This window comes from uncultured Planococcus sp. (genome assembly GCF_947501725.1).
Classification (GTDB): Bacteria; Bacillota; Bacilli; order Bacillales_A; family Planococcaceae; genus Planococcus; species Planococcus donghaensis_C.
On the sequence record NZ_CANMXD010000002.1, the window covers coordinates 294564 to 314470 of the forward strand.

General features: G+C 46.0%; 18 protein-coding genes and 1 riboswitch. Of the genes, 13 read left to right on the forward strand and 5 right to left on the reverse strand.

The window, feature by feature from the left end; all coding sequences use genetic code 11:
• Positions 1–182 precede the first annotated feature (182 nt).
• From Q0785_RS03710 to Q0785_RS03740, 7 genes are all read left to right on the forward strand, one after another.
• Positions 183–899 (forward strand): PspA/IM30 family protein, encoded by a 717-nt coding sequence (locus tag Q0785_RS03710; protein WP_298825631.1) that lies wholly within the window; start codon positions 183–185, stop codon positions 897–899.
• A gap of 48 nt (positions 900–947) precedes the next feature.
• Positions 948–1976 carry a TFIIB-type zinc ribbon-containing protein gene (locus tag Q0785_RS03715; RefSeq protein ID WP_298825633.1) on the forward strand — a complete coding sequence of 343 codons (1029 nt, stop codon included), beginning with the start codon at positions 948–950 and terminating at the stop codon, positions 1974–1976.
• A complete protein-coding gene (locus Q0785_RS03720; RefSeq protein ID WP_298825635.1) occupies positions 1973–2749 on the forward strand; it encodes a TPM domain-containing protein in 777 nt (258 codons plus the stop codon). Before Q0785_RS03715 ends, Q0785_RS03720 begins: the two co-directional genes overlap by 4 nt.
• Before the next feature lie 32 nt (positions 2750–2781).
• Entirely contained in the window at positions 2782–3780 is a 999-nt protein-coding gene (locus Q0785_RS03725) for an SPFH domain-containing protein (protein ID WP_298825638.1), read from the forward strand.
• Positions 3781–3983: 203 nt separating this feature from the next.
• On the forward strand, positions 3984–5594 hold the full coding sequence (gene dcuS, locus Q0785_RS03730; RefSeq protein WP_298825641.1) for a DcuS/MalK family sensor histidine kinase: 1611 nt from the start codon (positions 3984–3986) through the stop codon (positions 5592–5594).
• A gap of 1 nt (position 5595) precedes the next feature.
• Positions 5596–6303 (forward strand): response regulator, encoded by a 708-nt coding sequence (locus tag Q0785_RS03735; RefSeq protein WP_317851912.1) that lies wholly within the window; start codon positions 5596–5598, stop codon positions 6301–6303.
• Between the two features lie 94 nt (positions 6304–6397).
• Positions 6398–7780 carry a 2-hydroxycarboxylate transporter family protein gene (locus Q0785_RS03740; protein ID WP_366522819.1) on the forward strand — a complete coding sequence of 461 codons (1383 nt, stop codon included), beginning with the start codon at positions 6398–6400 and terminating at the stop codon, positions 7778–7780.
• A gap of 76 nt (positions 7781–7856) precedes the next feature.
• Here the strand turns inward: Q0785_RS03740 and Q0785_RS03745 are convergent, their stop codons facing one another.
• Genes Q0785_RS03745 through Q0785_RS03755 form a run of 3 tightly spaced genes read right to left on the reverse strand, consistent with a single transcriptional unit; the run spans position 7857 to position 9103 of the window.
• A complete protein-coding gene (locus Q0785_RS03745; RefSeq protein WP_298825646.1) occupies positions 7857–8342 on the reverse strand; it encodes a DUF2975 domain-containing protein in 486 nt (161 codons plus the stop codon).
• Positions 8343–8388: 46 nt separating this feature from the next.
• Complete coding sequence (locus tag Q0785_RS03750) at positions 8389–8613, reverse strand: helix-turn-helix transcriptional regulator (RefSeq protein ID WP_223635580.1); 225 nt, start codon at positions 8611–8613, stop codon at positions 8389–8391.
• Positions 8614–8623: 10 nt separating this feature from the next.
• On the reverse strand, positions 8624–9103 hold the full coding sequence (locus tag Q0785_RS03755; RefSeq protein WP_223635583.1) for a DUF2975 domain-containing protein: 480 nt from the start codon (positions 9101–9103) through the stop codon (positions 8624–8626).
• Positions 9104–9627: 524 nt separating this feature from the next.
• On the opposite strand from Q0785_RS03755, the gene Q0785_RS03760 reads away from it, so the two are divergent.
• The 5 genes from Q0785_RS03760 (at position 9628) to metE (ending at position 16215) form a co-directional block, all read left to right on the forward strand.
• On the forward strand, positions 9628–10761 hold the full coding sequence (locus Q0785_RS03760; protein WP_298825651.1) for a betaine/proline/choline family ABC transporter ATP-binding protein: 1134 nt from the start codon (positions 9628–9630) through the stop codon (positions 10759–10761).
• The gene (locus Q0785_RS03765) at positions 10754–11407 is read left to right on the forward strand and encodes an ABC transporter permease (RefSeq protein ID WP_298825654.1); all 654 of its coding nucleotides are present in this window, start codon (positions 10754–10756) and stop codon (positions 11405–11407) included. Before Q0785_RS03760 ends, Q0785_RS03765 begins: the two co-directional genes overlap by 8 nt.
• Before the next feature lie 10 nt (positions 11408–11417).
• On the forward strand, positions 11418–12305 hold the full coding sequence (locus Q0785_RS03770) for a glycine betaine ABC transporter substrate-binding protein (protein WP_298825657.1): 888 nt from the start codon (positions 11418–11420) through the stop codon (positions 12303–12305).
• Positions 12306–12509: 204 nt separating this feature from the next.
• Positions 12510–13010 carry a site-2 protease family protein gene (locus tag Q0785_RS03775; protein ID WP_298826137.1) on the forward strand — a complete coding sequence of 167 codons (501 nt, stop codon included), beginning with the start codon at positions 12510–12512 and terminating at the stop codon, positions 13008–13010.
• Positions 13011–13583: 573 nt separating this feature from the next.
• A riboswitch (cobalamin riboswitch) is annotated at positions 13584–13764 on the forward strand.
• Between the two features lie 159 nt (positions 13765–13923).
• Positions 13924–16215: a 5-methyltetrahydropteroyltriglutamate--homocysteine S-methyltransferase gene (metE, locus tag Q0785_RS03780; protein WP_298825660.1), complete on the forward strand. Its 2292-nt coding sequence runs from the start codon at positions 13924–13926 to the stop codon at positions 16213–16215.
• A 142-nt stretch (positions 16216–16357) separates the two neighbouring features.
• Here metE and Q0785_RS03785 read toward each other — a convergent pair whose 3' ends face one another.
• Both Q0785_RS03785 and Q0785_RS03790 read right to left on the reverse strand, forming a co-directional pair.
• Positions 16358–17722, reverse strand: coding sequence for a YjiH family protein (locus Q0785_RS03785; RefSeq protein WP_298825663.1), 1365 nt, complete (start codon positions 17720–17722; stop codon positions 16358–16360).
• Positions 17719–19050 (reverse strand): sigma 54-interacting transcriptional regulator, encoded by a 1332-nt coding sequence (locus tag Q0785_RS03790; protein WP_298825666.1) that lies wholly within the window; start codon positions 19048–19050, stop codon positions 17719–17721. Before Q0785_RS03790 ends, Q0785_RS03785 begins: the two co-directional genes overlap by 4 nt.
• A gap of 335 nt (positions 19051–19385) precedes the next feature.
• Here Q0785_RS03790 and Q0785_RS03795 point away from each other — a divergent pair, with 335 nt between their 5' ends.
• Positions 19386–19886, forward strand: a complete 501-nt coding sequence (locus Q0785_RS03795) for a pyridoxamine 5'-phosphate oxidase family protein (RefSeq protein WP_298825669.1) — start codon at positions 19386–19388, stop codon at positions 19884–19886.
• The last annotated feature ends 21 nt before the right edge of the window (positions 19887–19907 follow it).

The window sequence follows — 19907 nt, forward strand, 5'->3', positions numbered from 1 at the left end:
GAGATTACCTGGAGGCGGCAATGCGATATACTGATAAGAAGAAATCTTTTCATCACGTACATGCATCAGCAGGCAGCCCGGACTGTTTGCAGGCTTAATCTTTACAGGTAAAGGGTAATCTTTCAGTAAGAAAGAGACTGCTCGGCAGTCCCGAAAAAAACCAGACAAAGAGGAGAATGATGATGGAAATTCTAAAACGGTTCAAAGACATTATGACAAGCAATATCAACGCTCTATTGGATAAGGCAGAGGATCCGGAAAAGATGATCGATCAGTATCTGCGTGATTTGAACAGCGACCTCGGGAAAGTGAAATCGGAGACGGCAGCAATCATGGCGGCTGAAAAGCGCGAGCGGCGTGAACTTGAAGAGCTGGAAAAAGAAATCGGCGACATGCAGCGCTATGCCGTAAAAGCATTGGAAGCCGGCAACGAAGACGACGCGCGGAAATTCCTGCAGCGCAAGGCGGAGCTTTCCGAAAAGGTGACAGACAAACAGACGGCTGTTGAGCTTGCAGCCGCCAATACGCAGCAGATGCGCCAAATGCATGACAAACTGGAATCGGATATCGGCGAACTGGAGTCCCGCCGCTCAGAACTGAAAGGAAAGGCATCGGTCGCGAAGACGCAAAAACGCATGAACGATTTTGCTTCTTCCGTGGACGGAGCAGGCGAACGGATTTCCGCCTTCGACAAGATGGAACAGAAAATCAACCAGGAGCTTGATGAAGCCATCGCCATGTCGGAATTGAACAAAGGTTCGGAGACAGACATCAAGGATCTTGCTTCGAAATACGACAGTGATACTTCTGTTGATGACGAACTGGAATCATTGAAAGCCGGCATCAATGTAGACGATGAACTGGAAGAGTTGAAGAGCCAGTTGGGCAAAAATGAATGATGGCTGCAGTACGGACAGTTTCCTTTAAGCTGAAAGGAGGCCGGCAGAATGGTCATTCAGTATAAATGTCCGAACTGCGGCTCGGATATGGCGTTCGACAGCGAGTCGGGCCACCTGTCCTGCCCGAGCTGCGGAAGGCAGGATAACATCGAAACATTCCCGGAAAACAACATCCTAAGGAAATTCGATCCGGAGGAAGCGAAGGAATACCATTGCGAAAACTGCGGAGCGGTCATCCTGACCGAAGCGGAAACCACCGCGACCCATTGCAGCTTTTGCGGGGCACCGGTGCTGTTGGCGGACCGATTGACGGGTGACTTGGCTCCTGCCAAAGTGATTCCTTTCACCATCAGCAAAGACGAGGCCGTCGCCGCTTTCCGGAAATGGACGAAGAATGGGCGATTGACGCCGCCGGGCTTTGCGAGCGGCGATCGGATCAAAAAGATGACGGGCATGTATGTGCCGTTTTGGCTGTACGATATCGATGGCAAAGCGGACGTGGTGGCACTGGCGACCAGAGTCCGCAATTATACGCGGGGCGATACCATCTATACGGAGACGGATTTCTATGATATCCGACGGGAAATGGACCTCAGCTACCTGAAAGTGCCTGCGGATGCGTCGGAGAAAATGGACGATGAATTGATGGACAAACTGGAGCCGTATGATTACGGGGAACTTAAGGATTTCAGAATGCCCTACCTGGCAGGCTATCTGGCCGAGAAGTACGATTACGATGATGAAGCGCTGTTTTCACGGGTCGAATCGAAGATCGTTCCTTATATCGACTCGTACATAAGCAGCACCATTGCCGGCTATTCCACCGTCAGTTACACCAATAAACAAATTCAGGCGCATAAAAAGAATGTCTACTATACGCTGTTTCCGGTATGGATGGTTTATTATGATTTTGAAAACAAGGAACATACTTTTGCGATGAACGGCCAGACCGGTAAAGTGGTCGGCAAGCCGCCCATCAGTGCGTTCAAAGTCGCAGCCTGGTTCACCGGCATTGCAGCTTCTGCTTTCGCCGTGTTGAAAGTGATCTCATTCGCTGTGGGAGGTGTTCTTTGGTGAGGAATTTTCAAGCCAAATGGCTGGTGACCCTGTGTTTCTTGTTGATTTTTATGGCTATCGGCGGAGTGTCGGCGTTTGCTGCAGTGGATCAGCGTGTTTACGATAACGCCAATCTGCTGAGTGAATCGGAGATAGCGGAATTGGAAGCTGTCGCAGCGGAACATAGCAGCAAGCACGGAACGGATTTTCTGTTCCTGACCTCTGAAGACCCGGAAGCGTTTGATGTCGTGGATTATATGGGCGATTTCTATGATGAATGGGCCGTAGAGAATGGCCAGGAAAATGCTGTACTGCTGACGATGAACATCGCCACACGCGATGTGTATCTGGCTGGTTTTGGAACAGCTGAAACGACGCTGGACAACCAGCGCGTCAATCTGGTGCTGGACCGGATCATTCCGGAAATGCAAAGAGGAGACTATGCAGGTGCGTTCCGTGAAACGGTGACGACTGCGAGCCGTTATATGGAATTCCGCCCCGGCGTCAATCCTGAAAATATCTTCTTTAAAAACTGGTTCCAGCTGGCGGTTGCGCTGTTGCTTGGCGGCGGCATCGTTGGTTTCATGGTCTACAATTCAGGTGGACGTGTGACAACCACGGCAAGCACCTATTTTGATGGGGACAATTCACGTGTGACCGGCAAGCTCGACCAGTTCCGCAACAAGACAATCTCACGCCGCAAAGTTCCGAAGAAAAGTGGCGGGGGCGGCGGTTTTGGCGGCGGAAGTACGGGCGGCGGGCGCTCTTTCAGTGGAGGCGGGCGTAAGTTCTAAAGCGGATCGAACGAGAGGAGGAGATGAATAGAATGGGTTTTTTCAGCAATCAATTTTCAGATGTAGTGGAATGGGAAGAATTCAGAGATGATATGATTTTTTGGAAATGGAATAATAACGAAGTCAAAAAAGGCAGCCGGCTCATTATTCGGCCCGGGCAGGATGCTATTTTCCTCAATAACGGCAAAATCGAGGGAATCTTCGAGGACGAAGGCGAGTACGACATCGAATCGGAGATCGTGCCGTTTCTATCGACTTTGAAAGGCTTCCGTTTCGGATTCAACAGCGGCATGCGTGTCGAAGTGCTGTTTGTGAATACCAAGGAGTTTACGGTCAGATGGGGGACGCAAAATCCGATCAATATTCCGGCGCCGCAGCTGCCAGGCGGCATGCCGATCCGGGCGAACGGTACCTTTCAGTTCAAGGTCAGCGATTATGTGGGCTTGATCGATAAGATCGCGGGTGTCCGGAACAGCTACCTGGTGGACGATGTGAAAATCCGCATCACGGCAATCCTGGATCAGCTTTTGATGAGATGGATCACAAAAGAAGGCAAGGACATGTTCAACCTGCAGGCCAATGCGCATGAAATCGGGCAGGGCATCCAGGACGACTTGAACATGCAGTTGATGGACGATGGCATGAAAGTCACCGGCTTCCAGGTCATGAGCTTCAATTATCCAAAGGAAATCCAGGACATGATCAACAAAAGCGCGTCGCACGGCATGGTCGGCGACGTCGGGAAATACCAGCAGATTTCAGTGGCCGATGCCATGGGCAAATCATCCGGATCCAATACGGCTTCCGATATGGCCGGCATGATGATGGGTATGAACATCGCCAAAGAAATGATGGACGGCCAAAAAGAGTCCGATTCCGGCAAGCAGCAGAACACAGCCGACGCAGGGTCGGACGATTCAGCCGCACAGCCGGAAACAAGCGGGCAAGCAGCTCCTAAATTCTGCCCGAACTGCGGCCAGAAAAATGAAGGCTCCAAATTCTGTCCGAATTGCGGGCAGAAGCTGGGGTAATGGATGAAAGCAAAAAACCGCTGCCAGGATGAAAATCCGGCAGCGGTTTTTTGCTTTCAAGATAGGTTCTTTGTTAAATATATATTCAAGGGATGCGGTTCCTAGTAGAATAACAGAAGAGTTCAGCTCAGCTTTATGTTCGGAGAAGGTTTACCATCCGGATAAACTGCGGGCAAGCAATAATAGGAACGGAGCGGCAATCCATGAATTCACCACGTTTTAAACTGAGTACCATCATCATCTTCTTTATTTGTCTTGTGGTACTGATTTCACTGTCGATTACGATCCTTCTCATCACCGACACGACAAGTGAAAATATAGAAAATCAACTGGAAGAAAAAGCTGTCAATATTTCGCGGACGGTCTCAGAATCGCAGGTCGTGCATGAGGGCCTGCAATCCGTTGAACTGGAAGCCGGGATTCAGGAATATACAGTCACCATACAGGAGGCGACGGATGTTCTGTTTATCGTCGTCATGGATATGGAAGGATTGCGGAAATCACATCCGGTGCCTGAACTGATCGGAAAACCATTTATCGGTGGGGATGAAGAGCGAGTGCTGATAGGAGAAGAATATACATCCCGTTCAGAAGGAACACTCGGGAAATCCCTGCGTTCATTTACGCCAATCATGGACAACGAGGAAAATCAAATCGGTGCGGTGGCTGTCGGAATTTCACTGGATAAAGTCGAGTCAGCCATTCAACAGAGCCAATTCAAAATTTTGACGGGTTCCGCTATCGGGCTATTGGTCGGCATCATCGGTGCCTTTTGGCTGGCCTGGTATATCAAAAAAAGCTTGTTTGGTTTGGAACCTTACGCAATCGCGCGTATTCATGAAGAGCGGAATCAAATGCTCCAATCTGTCCATGAAGGAATTATTGCGGTTGATGCGGATTCAAAGATTGTTTTGGTCAATAAATCGGCAAGGCAAATTTTTCACAAAGCCGGCTTAACGGATGAGGAACCGGTCGGCATGGACATCAATGAGTTTCTGCCAGGCGCAATGCTGCAACGGATGCTGGATGATCGCAAGCCTGATTTGGATGAAGAGCAGAATTTCAATGGGATTTCTGTGATTTCAAACCGGGCGCCTCTCATGGTCAATGATCAAGTGATTGGAGCAATCGCGACGTTTCGGGACAAAACAGAAGTGAATCTATTGGCTGAACAGCTGACAGGCGTCCAGCTCTATGCAGATTCGCTTCGGGCACAATCCCATGAATTCATGAATCAGCTGCATGTACTGCTTGGCATGATCAAGCTTGAAGAATATGGACAAGTAAAAGAGTTCATTGCCAAACTGGCGGATCACCAGGTTCACGAAGTCGGTGCTGTCACACAGCATATCAAAGACCCTGTTCTTTCAGGATTTCTGATCGGGAAAATCAGTTATGCGAGAGAAGCACATGTCGAACTCCTGATACGGTGCGAAACAGAAATTCCACAGCCAAAGGACGCGGCCATCACCCATGAGCTCATCACCATTCTTGGCAATGTCATTGATAATGCGATTGACAGTGTTCTGGACAGTGAACAGCAACTCATAACCGTGGAGTTCTCTTACGTCGACGATTTGCTGGAGATGACTATAACAGATTCAGGTCTTGGCATTCCTTCAGATATGCAGGAGACTATTTTTACGAAAGGCATCTCTTCTAAAGAAGGGAAGAATCGCGGATTTGGCCTTTATCTGACGAAAAATAGTGTGGAAAAACTGGAAGGTTCGATAGAGCTTCTGCCAGAGCAGGACCTTACTGTATTTTCTATCATTGTTCCATACGAAGCAGCAGGAGGTGAAAGCATTGATTAAAGTGATGATCATAGAAGACGATCCCATGGTAGCCGTTTTGAACCGCCAATACGTTGAACGGGTGGAGGGATTTACGGTGATCGGCCATGCGGCGGATACAGCTGAAGCGCACGCGCTTCTGGCTAAGGAAGAAGTGGATTTACTGTTGCTTGATATCCACATGCCTGGGATGAACGGCCTGGACTTTTTGCGGCAGCTTCGTGAAGAAAAAAAAGATCTGGACGTCATCCTGATTACAGCGGCATCTAAAATCAGTCAGATTCAGCAGGCATTGAGGCTGGGTGCCGTGGATTACTTAATCAAACCCTTTGAGTTCAGCCGATTCCAGGAAGCTTTGCTGCAATACCAAAACCATTATTATGGGATCGGTGACCGGAATAAGGTGGATCAGCAGGAGCTTGACCGGATGTTCCGGAAGAAGAGGGAAACGGTCCAAGAGACTTCGAGCTTTGGAACAGTGCCGAAAGGTCTGACGAAAACGACATTGAAAAAAATTATAGAAGTAATTATGCAGATAAAGGCAGATTCTTTTTCCACGGAGGACATTGCAGAAATCAGCCGGATTTCAAGAGTATCGGTAAGAAAGTATTTGAAGTTCCTAACGGAAATCGGTTACCTCGAAGAAAATCTCGTTTATGGTATCGGCCGGCCGATCTACCGTTACCTGATAAAAAATTCAAATCAACATCTCATTAAACCTTATGTGTAAAAGCAGCCAATCCGGCTGCTTTTTTTAATTACAATAAATCCAATACTTTCATAAGGTGTTCGTTTTCTGACAATTTAACTATGATGAGTATTAATTGATTGAAAGCGCTTTCCTTCATTTGGCTATCAATCATCATGAAATAGAAAACGGGATGGAGCTGACGAAAGTGGAAGAAACAAAACGAAAAGTGCCGGCAGAAGTGCCGATGAGAAAAAATTTAGGGACACTCTCTATTTTCAATATCCCGATTCTATGGTTTGGCTTCTTTGCGGCAATCGCCATTTATGCAATGTATACAGATAATCTGCCGGCAGGTATGATCGGGGCGCTGTTGATCATTATGGTCCTGGGCGAATTGCTTGGATGGATAGGGGACCATACCCCGATTATCCGCACATTCCTAGGTGGTGGTGCAATTGTGGCCATCTTTGGTTCTGCCTATATGGTCTACAGTGGCTTGATGCCTGAAACGACCTCCACCCTCATCTCGGAATTCATGAGAGATGGGGACTTCCTGAACTTCTATATTGCGGCGTTAATCACTGGTAGTATCTTAGGGATGGAGTCAAAAGTGTTGGTGAAAGCTGGTGTCCGTTATGCCTTGCCATTGCTTGCAGCAGTTACAGGAGCGGTGTTGCTGGCCGCTTTGGTCGGCATGGTGATTGGATTCAGCATTCAAGATGCGGTCCTGGTCATTGCAATGCCGATCATGGGTGGAGGCATGGGAGCAGGTGCAGTACCCATGTCCCAGGTCTATTCCGAAATGCTCGGTAATGAGCCCGGTTATTATTTATCGATTCTAGTGCCTGCACTGGCGCTGGGCAATGTGTTTGCCATTATTCTTGCCAGTGTATTGAACATTGTCGGTAAGAAGTATCCGAGTTTGACTGGCAACGGCCAATTGATCAAAGGTTTTCATTATGAGAAAAAAGAAGCGCCGGAATACAGCCTCGCTAAAATGGGCATTGGCGTTCTGGCTGCCGTATCGTTTTATCTATTAGGAAATCTATTAGGAGATTTGATACCGCTTCATCCTTATGCAATCATGATCATTTTGGTGGCAGGCTTCAAAGTGGCGAATGTCTTGCCGGAAATTATTGTCGAAGGCGCAAGCCAGTGGTATGAATTTGTCGCAAGAAACTGGACCAATGCGCTCTTGATCGGAATCGGTGTCGCTTACACAGATTTGGCTGCTGTATTGAATGCATTAAGTATTGAATATGTGCTGATTGTTCTTGCGGTGGTTCTGGGAGCGGTCATCGGTTCAGGCATCGTCGGGAAGTTCATGGGCTTCTATCCGATCGAAGCGGCCATTACAGCCGGACTTTGCATGGCGAACATGGGTGGAACAGGCGACGTAGCTGTATTATCTGCAGCACGGAGAATGGAATTGATGCCATTTGCGCAGATTTCCTCTCGTCTCGGCGGTGCGCTGATTTTGTTGCTGGCCAGTATATTCATTCCGTTTTTCATCTAGTAAGCAAAAAAATCCACTCGCAAAATCTTATGCGAGTGGATTTTTTTATTTCATTAGTCTACGGCGGCCAGCTATTTCAAACCGTCAAATCATTTTCTTCTTTCAACCGGATGGCTTGAACGGTTAGTTTTTCAAGAAGTGCTGCAAACGCGCAGACAGCCGCTGAAGCCACGATACAAATCATGCACAGCGTGAACAGTCCGGCGATATCGCCGCCGATAACGAAAATGAGGAATGCTAATCCGGCAATGAAGCAGAAGGCGATTGCGAGAGCGCAATACTTGATCGTCTTTAATGCATGAATCGATTCCTTGGAAAATGGTTGGTTCCGCCCGATAAAAGCCAGCAGTTTGAACGTTTTGTACAAGGCAATGAAAAACAGGCTGAATAACAGATAGGCAGATAACAGGAAAGGGTATTGCAGATAAGCTGTTTCCGGATGGGCCGCTGCGTCTCTGCTGGCCATTCCAGGAATGGCAAACAGGCAGAAGGCAAGCGCCAAAAGGGCGAGCAGTACGAGTACTGCCTTCAGAAAAAGCAGTGCAGCCGAATTTGTTTTCATCATGCACACCTCACTTGTCGGTCATTAGCTGAAGCGAAAAAACCAGTTAGGATGAGGGTTCCTCTTCTTCAGGGCGGTATTCCAGGACATCTCCCGGCTGACAATCCAATGCTTTGCAGATTGCCTCCAAGGTTGATAAGCGGACAGCTTTCGCCTTGCCGTTCTTCAGGATGGACAGGTTAGCCATCGTGATGCCGACCTTCTCCGAAAGCTCGGTTACACTCATTTTCCGTTTGGCCAGCATCACGTCAATATTGATTATAATTGCCATATTATTCACCTCAGACCGTCAGATCATTTTCTGATTTTATTTCAATTGCATTTTCCAGGAGTTTTTGAAGAACTGCTGCAAAGACAGCTATTACAATGGAACCGAATGTAATGACCATACCGAGACCACCAAGTCCCGGTGCATCATCGACCTGCGCCACGTACAGGATGATCGGCAAGCACAATAGATACAGAATGGTGATGGTGAAGGCACAGTATTTGATGTTCTTCAGTGCCTTAACGGATCTTTCAGAGAAAGCGATGTTCCGGTCAATATAACCCAACAGTTTCATCGCTTGATACAAGGCCACAAAATACGCAATGGCGGTACCGTACAGGGCAATCAGGAAGAAGTATTGCAAAAATGGCCATTCCGGTATGAGTTCCCCGACAAAACTTGAAAGTGGAGGTACGACAAAGATGCACACGGCCACGACCGGCAGGGCCATCAGGAAAAGAACGATTTTCAGGAACAGTGTTTCCCGTTTCATATTAAAGCACCTCGTTTGGTTAAGATTAAGTTTAGTATAAATTATTATTTATTGAATTACAATATATAAATATTGATTTACGAATTATTTTTTAATTTTCATTGGGGCGTTAGAAGCATCAATTTCAATAGTCAGGTTGTTAGAGTCTCGAAATAATGTTATGGTTAGTCAGTTGAATCAATTTAATAATTGGTTTTATTTTAAAAATTCAATCACTTCCGCTGGGTTTCATGAAGCTTTTTTATCGGTTGGGTAGAGTGGATTTGTCTAATGATTTACGCATATGAAATTGTTGTAAACTGAAAAAATCAGAGCAAATTGCTAAACAGTCTAACGACGAATGGGAAGATTTTTAATAAAATCGCTCTCTTTACATTAGCTGTATGTCTATACGAAGGCATAGAGGCGTCTCGCGCATCCATTTAAATGGAGACAGCGGGAAGTCCTTTTTTTTATGGAGAGAAAAGTAGAACGATCCGACAGAAAGTTGGAAATCGGTTCAACAACTACAGAAGGAGGTACTCATGCTCAAATTTGAAAATGTAAGCAAAGTGTTTAATGGCGGTTTTAAAGCGGTGGATTCAGTCAGTTTTGACATCCCAGAAGGGGAGTTCGTCGTGCTCATCGGTCCAAGTGGCTCAGGAAAATCAACGACGATGAAAATGATCAATCAGATGGTTTCCCATACAAGTGGAACGATTTCAATCAACGGAAAAGATATTATGAAGTTGAACGCTTCGGAACTCCGCCGGAATATCGGCTATGTGATTCAGCAGATCGGTCTCTTCCCCCACTATACGATTGAAAAAAACATCGCAATCGTTCCTGAACTAAAAGGTTGGTCAAAAGAAGATATCAAAGTCCGTGTCAAAGAATTGATGATTTTGGTTGGTCTGGACCCTGAGATTTTCAGTACGCGTTATCCGAAAGAACTGTCTGGCGGACAACAGCAGCGCGTAGGTGTTGCTAGAGCGCTTGCGTCAAATCCTGAAGTTATTTTAATGGATGAACCATTTGGTGCGCTGGATCCAATCACACGTGAACAGTTGCAGCTTGAGTTGATTTCACTGCAGCGGAAATTGAAGAAAACAATTGTTTTCGTAACGCATGATATGGACGAAGCATTAAAATTGGGCGATCGTATTGCAATTATGAAAGATGGAAAGTTACTTCAACTCGACACCCCGGAAAAATTACTGCACGAACCTTCCCATGGTTTTGTAGAAGAGTTTATCGGCAAGCACCGGATTACCCAAAATCCTGAACTGATGCCGGTATCCGCTGTTATGACTCAGAAAGTGATCACTGCACAAGTCGATTTTTCACCATCAAAAGCACTTTTGATGACACGCCGGCACCAAATCACCAGCTTGATCATCGTGGATGACCAAGGGGCTTTCATCGGACTGGTTTCTGCCTATAAATTAATTAAAAATATGGACAGCATCCAGACGATTGAAGAAATTATGGAAGCTCCAGAAACTATTCTACCTGTATCAGCTACCGCAAAAGATGCAATTGTCATGATGTCGAATGCGCACCACGGGATTATTCCTGTCTTGGATGAAGCGCAAAATGTAAAAGGACTCGTCACGCGCGGCACATTACTTTCTGCATTGTCCAGCCAATGGACAGAAATGGAGGAAGTAAATGAATAACTTAAATATTTTCGAGCAACTTATCGAACAAGCGCAAATGCGCTGGGAAGATGTGTTCCAAGCGACATCTGTCCATATTCAACTGGTATTCTTTTCGATGCTTATCGCCGTTGTCCTGGGTGTAACTCTTGGCATATTGATTACACGCGTTCCTTCACTTGCAACGATCGTATTGGGTGGCGCAGGCGTCATGCAGACCATTCCGAGTTTAGCTTTGCTGGGATTCATGATTCCGATTTTTGGGATTGGGGTCAATACGGCAATTGCAGCATTATTCTTATACTCGCTGCTGCCGATCATCCGCAATACGTATACTGGCATTAAAGATGTCAATAAAGCAACAGTCGAAGCGGCTAAAGGAATGGGCATGACCAGCTGGCAAATCCTGATTAAAGTTGAATTGCCTTTATCGGTTCCGATGATCATGGCCGGCATTCGAACAGCTGCTGTCATCAACGTCGGTACAGCAACACTCGCCGCCTTCATCGGAGCAGGCGGACTGGGCGATTTCATTTTCCTTGGGATTACACGGGGAATTGATGGATTGATCCTGCTTGGTGCGATTCCAGCTGCCTTACTGGCAATTGTTCTGGAGATTTTCTTCGGATCGATGGAACGCTGGTCGACACCAAAAGGCCTGAAATGAGGGAGTTACTATGACAAAACGAATAGTTTTGAAATTTTTATTGCTTTTAATGGTTACAGCACCGCTTACGGGCTGTATTTTTATAGAGGAAGACTCATTGATCGTTGGATCCAGAAATAATACGGAAAGTATTATCCTATCAAATATCATGGGTCAGTTAATTGAAGCGGAAGCGGATATTGAAGTGATTTATAAAGAAAACCTTGGTGGTTCAAATGTTGTTTGGACAGCTATGTTGAATGATAAGATTGATGTAATTCCGGATTATACCGGCACAATCGTCATCAATTACTATCAGGAAACTGCAGGAGATGCTGATGAAACATTAGCTTCCACAAAAGAGCTGGTAGCTGCAGATGGCATCATTGCACTGGAATCTTTCGGCTTCAACAATACGTATACGCTGGCTTTGGATGAAGACGAAGCGGAAAAATTGGATTTGGTAACCTTCAGTGACTTTGCTGCAGTATCCGAAGGTTTTATTCTGGGAGCGGTTTTTGAGTTCATCGATCGTCCTGATGGGCTGCCAGGTTTCCAAGACGAATACGCTTTGGAATTCCAGGATGTAAAAGGAATGGATCATGGCATGATGTACCGCTCGATCAATGCTGAAGAAGTGGATGTCATCAATTCCTATACGACAGACGGCCAATTGCAGATGTATAATCTGCGCGTCCTGGAAGATGATCAAAACTACTTCCCCCCTTACCATGCACTGCCGCTTGTGCGGACTGAGATTTTGAAGGAATACCCGGAACTTGAGGATGTTCTTCTTCAGTTAGCGGAGAAAATCGATGAACCAACCATGCAGGCAATGAATGCCAAAGTGGACAATGAAGGCCAGATGGTTGAAGTTGTAGCTGAAGAATTTTTACAGCAAGCTGGATTGATCGAGTGACCGATAAAATTGAAGAGAGAGAAGAAGCTGTTTACAGCATATCTTCTCTCTTTTTTTCTGTAAAAATGTACTTTTATGAAGGAGATTAAAGTGCTTATAGATTTTCCGAAAAACATTTTCAAGTTTTCTAATTATTGGTAATATGATAGCATACATAAAATTAATGTAGGTTACATTTACAGAAACGGAGGTAGCGTTTTGTTGATGCTCTTTGAAGTGCTTACAGTTTTACTTATGATCACAACGGCTCTTTTCATACATGAAATGGGCCATGCAATTGCAACAATTTCACAGAACAAAAAAGCCAAGGCAGAGATCTTTTTGGGTTCATCAAGTAAAGAGAAAAAACTGAAGTTGAATCTTGGTAGAATTACCTGTTATCTAACCATAGCGCTTTCAGGCTTCTGCCAGCCTTCGAATCGGGAAGAATTGCCGCCGAATACATTTAAACAAAGACTAATTTTCCTTGTTGGCGGACCGATTGCTTCATTGTTTGGGTTTGCGGCACTATACTTTGCTTCCCATTTTCTTTCCGGAGCAACTGGTACTATCATCATCAATCTTGCAGGCGCAAACTTTTTTATATGTGCAACTTCATTGATTCCCTTCACCTATCCACCATTTTTAGGCGGTGGTCCAAGTGATGGATTACAGATTTTAAACTTGATAAAAGAAAATAGAAAACAAAGTAAAGCAGTTTCATAAGAACATATATCATTAGTTTATCGATAGCTGATATAAAGAAAACAACCAGAATACGAAACCTTGCAAGCTTTTCATACAAGGGGCTAGGGCATACTTTAAATCCTACAAAAATATTGTAAGTTATTAGTTGGAATGAAAGTCAGTGAGAATAATTGCCACTGGCGGAAGACTAAAATTACTTATTCTCCTCAAATGAATTTTAGAATCAGCGATTTTACTGGAATGCAAACTCTGCAGGTTTTAAATAACTGAATAATCAATCTTTTTATTTTAAATTTTTGATGAAGCGGAGTATGATAAGGGTAAAAGGAGGAGGAGTTTAAATGGAACCTACTTTTGGTCTTGTGCCCATGCTCATCCTTTCGGTCATTGTCATCGTGCTCATCGCGTTCTATTTCTTCTTCCATCACTGGGCAAAATGAGCGCACCACAGGAAGCCGCATACTGATATGCGGCTTCCTGTGTAATTGTCTTTGGTTATCGCTTTTGTGAAGTCTCTTGAAAACCAAACCAATCTCTTTTATCGGAAAACTCTATATTTTCTGTGGTTGATATGCTATAGTTGTCAGAATTACATAACGTGTAAGAGTTGGTGCCAAGCTGCGGCTTGGCTTAAAAGGGAAGAACGGTGAAAATCCGTCGCTGTCCCGCAACTGTAAATCGGAGCGATTCACAAAAACCACTGTCTCAGACGGGAAGGTGTGATGAGCGTTGAAGATGAGCCAGGAGACCTGCCAATTTCTAGTGCGCGCCAAATACCTACGTGGAAATAGGTGGTGACATTCATTTTGCGACAACAAGTTTTTGCATGCTTTTTAAGCGTCTATTGAACTTGAATGTTAAGCCATTTCCCATAAGCGGAGATGGCTTTTTTGTATTTGGCATCTTGTAAATCCTAAAGGAGGAATAGCGGATGAAAACAGTGAGTACAGTCGTAGGCTACCCGTATATCGGAGAAAATCGGGAATGGAAGCGCAGTTTGGAATCGTTTTGGAAAGGTGGATTATCACAGGAGCAGTTCCTCGCAGAAATGAAAGAGATTCGCCTGAACAATCTGAAACGGCAGCAATCGCTTGGATTGGAGTTGTTGACTGTCGGGGATTTCACTCTTTATGACCGTATGCTTGATCACGCGGTCATGTTCGGCTTAGTGCCGGCCCGCTACAAATGGTCAGAGGACAAGGTCGATCTGGGCACTTATTTTGCGATGGCCCGTGGAGCGGATGAAGTAGTGGCTTGTGAAATGACTAAATGGTTCAATACAAATTACCATTACATTGTTCCTGAATACGAAGGACAGCTTTTGCAGTTGACGTATAATCATCTGGTTTCCTATTTCAATGAGGCGAAAGAAGAGTTAGGAATCATAACAAAACCTACGCTGATTGGACCCTTTACATTTCTCCAGCTGGTGAAAGGGTATGATGCTAAGTCGAAAGCTATGTTCTTGCTGCAGCTTTTGCCGCTTTATGCGAAAGTGCTTCAGCAGCTCGTCGATGCGGGAGCGGAATGGATTCAAGTGGAAGAGCCTGCATTAACGCTGTCCTTGGACGAAGAAGACGTCAAACTGGTCAAGGAAATCTACACGCAATTAGCAGACGATGTACCGGCTGCGAAAATTATGCTGCAAACTTATTTTGAAGCCCTTTCGGCATATGAAGAACTGTCGCAATTGCCCGTCTCGGGAATCGGCCTTGATTTTGTTCAGGGAGCAGAAGAAAATATGGCTGCAATCCGCAAATGCGGTTTTCCAAAAGACCGGGTATTGGGAATCGGGACTGTGAACGGACGGGATATTTGGCGTGCTAACCTAGCGGAAAAAGCAGTGAATCTTCAAGCCGTCTTAGCTGTATGTGATGTGGCAGAAGCATGGATTCAATCTTCCTGCAGCCTGCAGCATGTGCCGGTGACCACAAAAAAAGAGAAAGCCCTGCCGCATGTCCTGTTGGATGTCCTATCGTTTGCGGATGAAAAAATTGGAGAACTGACACAGCTGACTGCCTATGTGCGGGAAGGGTCATGGTCCGGCAATCGAAACGTATCCGAAAGCATTCGCGCGATTGAAGCGTTGACACAGCATGAAGTTAGAGAAAACATTCAGGTGAAAGAGCTTGTCTCGCAAGTGAAGCCGGAACATTTTACGCGTCCGCTGGTTTTCAAAGAACGCCAGAAACAGCAGCAGCAAGCTCTCGGGCTGCCGATTTTTCCGACTACGACCATTGGCAGTTTTCCACAATCCGGTGAAGTAAAGCGTACACGGAGTGCTTGGCGCAAAAAGGAGATCACGGATTCGGCGTATGCGGAATTTGTGAAGAATGAAACCGCACGCTGGATTGAGCTTCAAGATGAAATTGGATTGGATGTGTTGGTCCATGGGGAATTTGAGCGGACAGACATGGTGGAGTATTTCGGCGAGAAATTGACGGGCTTTGCCTTTACCCAAAAAGCTTGGGTGGTATCTTACGGTTCCCGCTGTGTGAAACCACCGATCATTTATGGGGACGTTGAATGGACTGCACCGATGACAGTCAAGGAAGTCGTGGAGGCGCAGCAATTGACTTCGAAATACGTGAAAGGAATGCTGACAGGGCCGGTGACGATCTTGAACTGGTCATTTGTCCGGGACGACATTTCGCATGAACAAACAGCCAACCAGCTTGCACTGGCATTGAGGAAAGAGATAGACGCCCTTGAAAAAGCCGGCATCCAAATTATTCAAGTTGATGAGCCGGCATTGCGTGAAGGTTTGCCGCTTCGCAAAGAAAATTGGCATGAATATTTGGATTGGGCGGTGAATGCCTTTAAACTGGCGACATCGGGTGTGGCGAATGAAACGCAGATCCATACCCATATGTGCTATTGCGAATTCAATGATTTCATTGAGCCAATACGCGCCCTTGATGCAGACGTCATTTCAATTGAGACGTCAAGAAGCCATGGAGAACTGATTGAGTCACTTAAAAAGAATCCATATGAACTGGGTGTTGGACTGGGCGTCTATGACATTCATAGCCCGCGTGTCCCAAGCGTAGAGGAAATGGAGGCGATTTTAACAGACAGTTTAGCGGTGATTTCCAAAGAGCAATTTTGGATCAATCCGGATTGCGGCTTGAAAACCAGGCAGGAAGCAGAAACCGTCGCTTCGCTGAAAAACATGGTGACAGCGGCACAAAAATTACGGAAGCTCCAGCACCAGCCTAGTTAACACAGTTTTATGCACATCCAGGAATTCACTTCTCCTGGACGTGCATTTTCTATTGGGACACCAATTTTGTTTAATAGGAGCGTATCTCAAGGACATTAAATGAAAAAAATCCACTTCCTCATCGGAAGTGGATTTTACGCTTCTATACGAATAGATGGCCGAACAACACAAGAATCGGCAAAGTGATGATGGTACGCAATACAAAGATTACAGCCAGTTCCCAGAATTTCACCGGGATATTCGAGCGCAGGATCAGGATGCCGATTTCAGACATATATATGATTTGCGTCAACGATACACCAGCAAGAACAAAACGGGTCAATTCGCTTTCGATGCCGCTTCCAAGTACAGCCGGCAGGAACATATCCGCGAATCCGACAAGGAAAGTAGGGGCTGCTTCAGCCGCTTCCGGTAATCCCATCAAGGTCAGTACAGGAATAAGCGGGTAGGAAATGATTCTGAAGAGCGGTGTGTATTCCGCTACGATCAGAGCGACTGTTCCAAGAGCCATAACCAATGGGATCAACGCCAGCCAGATATCAAGCACGGTCTCGATGCCGATTTGTGCCAGTTTTTTCGGGCTTGCGGCACCGCCTGCTTTGCGGCGGGCTTCATCATATCCCCATTTGACCAATGAGGTGCCTTCGGGAATGGCGTCATCGATCTGCTTGCCGACCGGCGCGTAATAGTCATCCTTTTTACGGGACAGTGGCGGAATGCGCGGCATGATGACAGCGGCTACCAGACAGGCAACCGATACAGCCAGGTAGAACGGTAAGAACAAGTGGCCGATGCCAACGACATTCGCGACAACCAAACTGAAAGCGACGGAAGCGATGGAAAAGGTCGTCGCAATGACGGAAGCTTCACGCTCCGTGTAATTGCCTTCATCGTATTGCTTCATGGTCACCAGGACACCAACCGGCGCGGCGCCCATCCAAGATGCCATTGCATCAATCGATGAACGGCCAGGCAAGGTAAAGACAGGTCGCATGAATTTATTGAGTAAAGTACCGACAAATTCCATCAAGCCGAATTCCACCAATAACGGCAGCAGGATTCCGGCGAACAGGAACCAGGTCAACAGGACCGGCGCCAGGTCGTAGAGAACAACGCCGCCCGTATTCCGTGAAGCGATCGCTTCAGGCCCGATTTCATAATAGGCCATGATGCCGAATGCAAAAGCCAGCACACGGACGATGAGGCCGAATGGTCCGTTTATGAAGGTGGCGCGTAAAAAAGGTGAGTTTTGGACGAATGCGGGTTTTAGCGCAGTCGCCGCTAAACTGGCGATTGCTGAGAAGCCGAGCAGGATGACGATGAATGGCGGAATCACTTCACCGAATGTCGTCAGCAGGAAAGAGGCCAGAATGCCGACACCGATGGTCACTTCGCCGTTATAAGATATCGGACATAGGAATAAGAGTGCGCCGATGATGGAAGGAATCAGGAATTTCCAGGTATCAGCCGGTTCGATCGTCTTTTTTTCGCTTTGAAGCATGGTCATGTCATTTTCCCCCCAGGTGGTGTACTTGTGTATTTTTTTAGTTTGCGGACAACGGATGGTTGGCTGATGCCCAGGATATTGGCCATCTCGGTAGTTGTCCGATAGCGCTTCTGTGCGTTCAGCAGGACTTTCTTTTCGACGGATTCCAGAATGTGCGGAAGCGTTTTGCCATCGAGCTCAAGTCCGATGCGTTCATCCGAGTCTGGCTGATAAGTGATGGGCAAATCATCGAGTCTGATCAGAGGCGACTCACTTTCGATAAAACTGCGTTCTAAGACATTGCGCAACTCACGGAAATTGCCTTTCCAGGACAGCTGCAGCAGATGGAAGTACAGGTCATCTGAAATTGCTTTTTGCTGGTTGTACGTATGATTCAGTTCCTCCAGAAAACGGCTGATGCCCTGGTCCAGGTCATCCGGCCGCTCTCTCAGCGGTTTCAGTTCAATTGAAGCCAGGTGCAGTGAATAGAACAGGTCTTCACGGAAATGCCCGCCAGTGACAGCTTCCTCGATGGAAGTGTGACTGATGGCGATGATACGGGCAGTGTGGGGCTGCTGCAAGAGTTTGAACAGCGCTGCCTGAGAAGAAAGGGAAAGCTGATCAATTTCATTGAGCACCAAGGTGCCTCCGGCTGCCAGTCCGATATAGCCTTCTCGATCCAACCCTGTAAAACTGATATCAAACACCGATTCCGGGATTGCGCTGCAATTGACTTCGATAAATGCAGCATTACGCCGGCTACTTTGTGAATGAATGAACTTCGCGAGAGCGGTTTTCCCGGTGCCCGGCTCACCATGGATAACGACCGGAACTTCCAGTTGCGCAATTTTGATGGCTGTCTGGAGTGCCCGGCTGGAAGTAGGACTTTCCATAACGCAGCCTTCGATATGAAGCTGCTGGCTGCGCAGATGGGCAAGCTCGCCCTTTACCTTGGACATCTCTGATTCCAGGTTCTCCAAGTACTCCTTCATGACCATCAGCTGTGACATGTCATAGGAATAGCTGACCACAAACTCAACGTCACCACGATCGTTGAATAAAGGAATACCGGTGATCAGAACTTTTCTTCCGGAAGGTGTATCCTGCCGCAGCACCACTTTCTTCTTTTTCCGCAGCACCAGCGGGGTGATGGCGGGAGAGAAGATTCCTGCTGCTTCCAAATCATAGACAGATTTTCCAAGCAGTTCTTCGGGCGCTACGCCATAGGTTTCGCCGCTTAGCGTGGAGGCTTTGATGATGCGTCCTTCTTTAGTGGTGACAATAATATCTTCATCATATGTATCGATAATTTCTTCATCAGTATTGGGAAGCAGAAATAAAGTATTCATTTATGGCCTCCGTTATTCATTCTTGTATAGACTATACATGATTGAATAATTACTTTACAAGGTAAATTTAAATTATTTTCAAATAACATTAATGAAATACTGATTTTATTAGGATTAAATAGACCGGAATTTATAATATGGTAAAACTGATTGTGTAATTCTTATAAGGTATTGGGTATTTTTATGAATTTTTGGATGGCGGTTGAAGAGGGGGAAGGAGAAAGGAAGGTAATCAGATTGTAAGATGAAAAGGACGTTTAAAGAGATGGGATCAGGGAATTCTAAAAACCATAGGCGTCTTACTTAAACCAACTTATATAGGAGGAAAAAATATTATGGTAAACAATACAACAAATAACCAGGAAGCAATCAAAACGGTCAATGACCTGATCAAGGACATCAAAGTAGCGATGTTCACAACCATCTCCACAGACAATAAAATCATTTCACGTCCAATGCAGACACAGGAAGTGGAATTTGATGGAGAGCTATGGTTCCTGACGATGAAAGATACGGAAAAGTACCAGGAAATCGCCAGCAACCCGAACGTCAATCTGGCATATGCAGGGAAATCCTACGTATCAATCAGCGGAAAGGCTGAATTCATTGAAGATACAGCGAAGAAAAAGGAATACTGGAATCCGGTTTTCGATAAAATGCTGGATACCAGCTATGATGACCCGAATGTGGTGCTGATTAAAGTCGATGTGGATTCAGCAGAATACTGGGATTCAGGGGATACCTTGAAATCAGTCAAGACCTTCGTCAAAAAGCTGACGAACAACGAAACGGAAAAAGATAAAAAAGAAATAAACGATACTGTGGAGTTCAATTAATAAACTTCCTGATATAAAGAA

Excerpts from the sequence above, each read along its gene's own strand:
- Q0785_RS03710 (WP_298825631.1), top strand. The coding sequence starts at position 183 with ATGGAAATTCTAAAACGGTTCAAAGACATTATGACAAGCAATATCAAC.
- Q0785_RS03715 (WP_298825633.1), top strand. The coding sequence starts at position 948 with ATGGTCATTCAGTATAAATGTCCGAACTGCGGCTCGGATATGGCGTTC.
- Q0785_RS03725 (WP_298825638.1), top strand. The coding sequence starts at position 2,782 with ATGGGTTTTTTCAGCAATCAATTTTCAGATGTAGTGGAATGGGAAGAA.
- dcuS (WP_298825641.1), top strand. The coding sequence starts at position 3,984 with ATGAATTCACCACGTTTTAAACTGAGTACCATCATCATCTTCTTTATT.
- Q0785_RS03745 (WP_298825646.1), bottom strand. The coding sequence starts at position 8,342 with ATGAAAACAAATTCGGCTGCACTGCTTTTTCTGAAGGCAGTACTCGTA.
- Q0785_RS03750 (WP_223635580.1), bottom strand. The coding sequence starts at position 8,613 with ATGGCAATTATAATCAATATTGACGTGATGCTGGCCAAACGGAAAATG.
- Q0785_RS03755 (WP_223635583.1), bottom strand. The coding sequence starts at position 9,103 with ATGAAACGGGAAACACTGTTCCTGAAAATCGTTCTTTTCCTGATGGCC.
- Q0785_RS03760 (WP_298825651.1), top strand. The coding sequence starts at position 9,628 with ATGCTCAAATTTGAAAATGTAAGCAAAGTGTTTAATGGCGGTTTTAAA.
- Q0785_RS03765 (WP_298825654.1), top strand. The coding sequence starts at position 10,754 with ATGAATAACTTAAATATTTTCGAGCAACTTATCGAACAAGCGCAAATG.
- Q0785_RS03770 (WP_298825657.1), top strand. The coding sequence starts at position 11,418 with ATGACAAAACGAATAGTTTTGAAATTTTTATTGCTTTTAATGGTTACA.
- Q0785_RS03775 (WP_298826137.1), top strand. The coding sequence starts at position 12,510 with ATGCTCTTTGAAGTGCTTACAGTTTTACTTATGATCACAACGGCTCTT.
- metE (WP_298825660.1), top strand. The coding sequence starts at position 13,924 with ATGAAAACAGTGAGTACAGTCGTAGGCTACCCGTATATCGGAGAAAAT.
- Q0785_RS03785 (WP_298825663.1), bottom strand. The coding sequence starts at position 17,722 with ATGACCATGCTTCAAAGCGAAAAAAAGACGATCGAACCGGCTGATACC.
- Q0785_RS03790 (WP_298825666.1), bottom strand. The coding sequence starts at position 19,050 with ATGAATACTTTATTTCTGCTTCCCAATACTGATGAAGAAATTATCGAT.
- Q0785_RS03795 (WP_298825669.1), top strand. The coding sequence starts at position 19,386 with ATGGTAAACAATACAACAAATAACCAGGAAGCAATCAAAACGGTCAAT.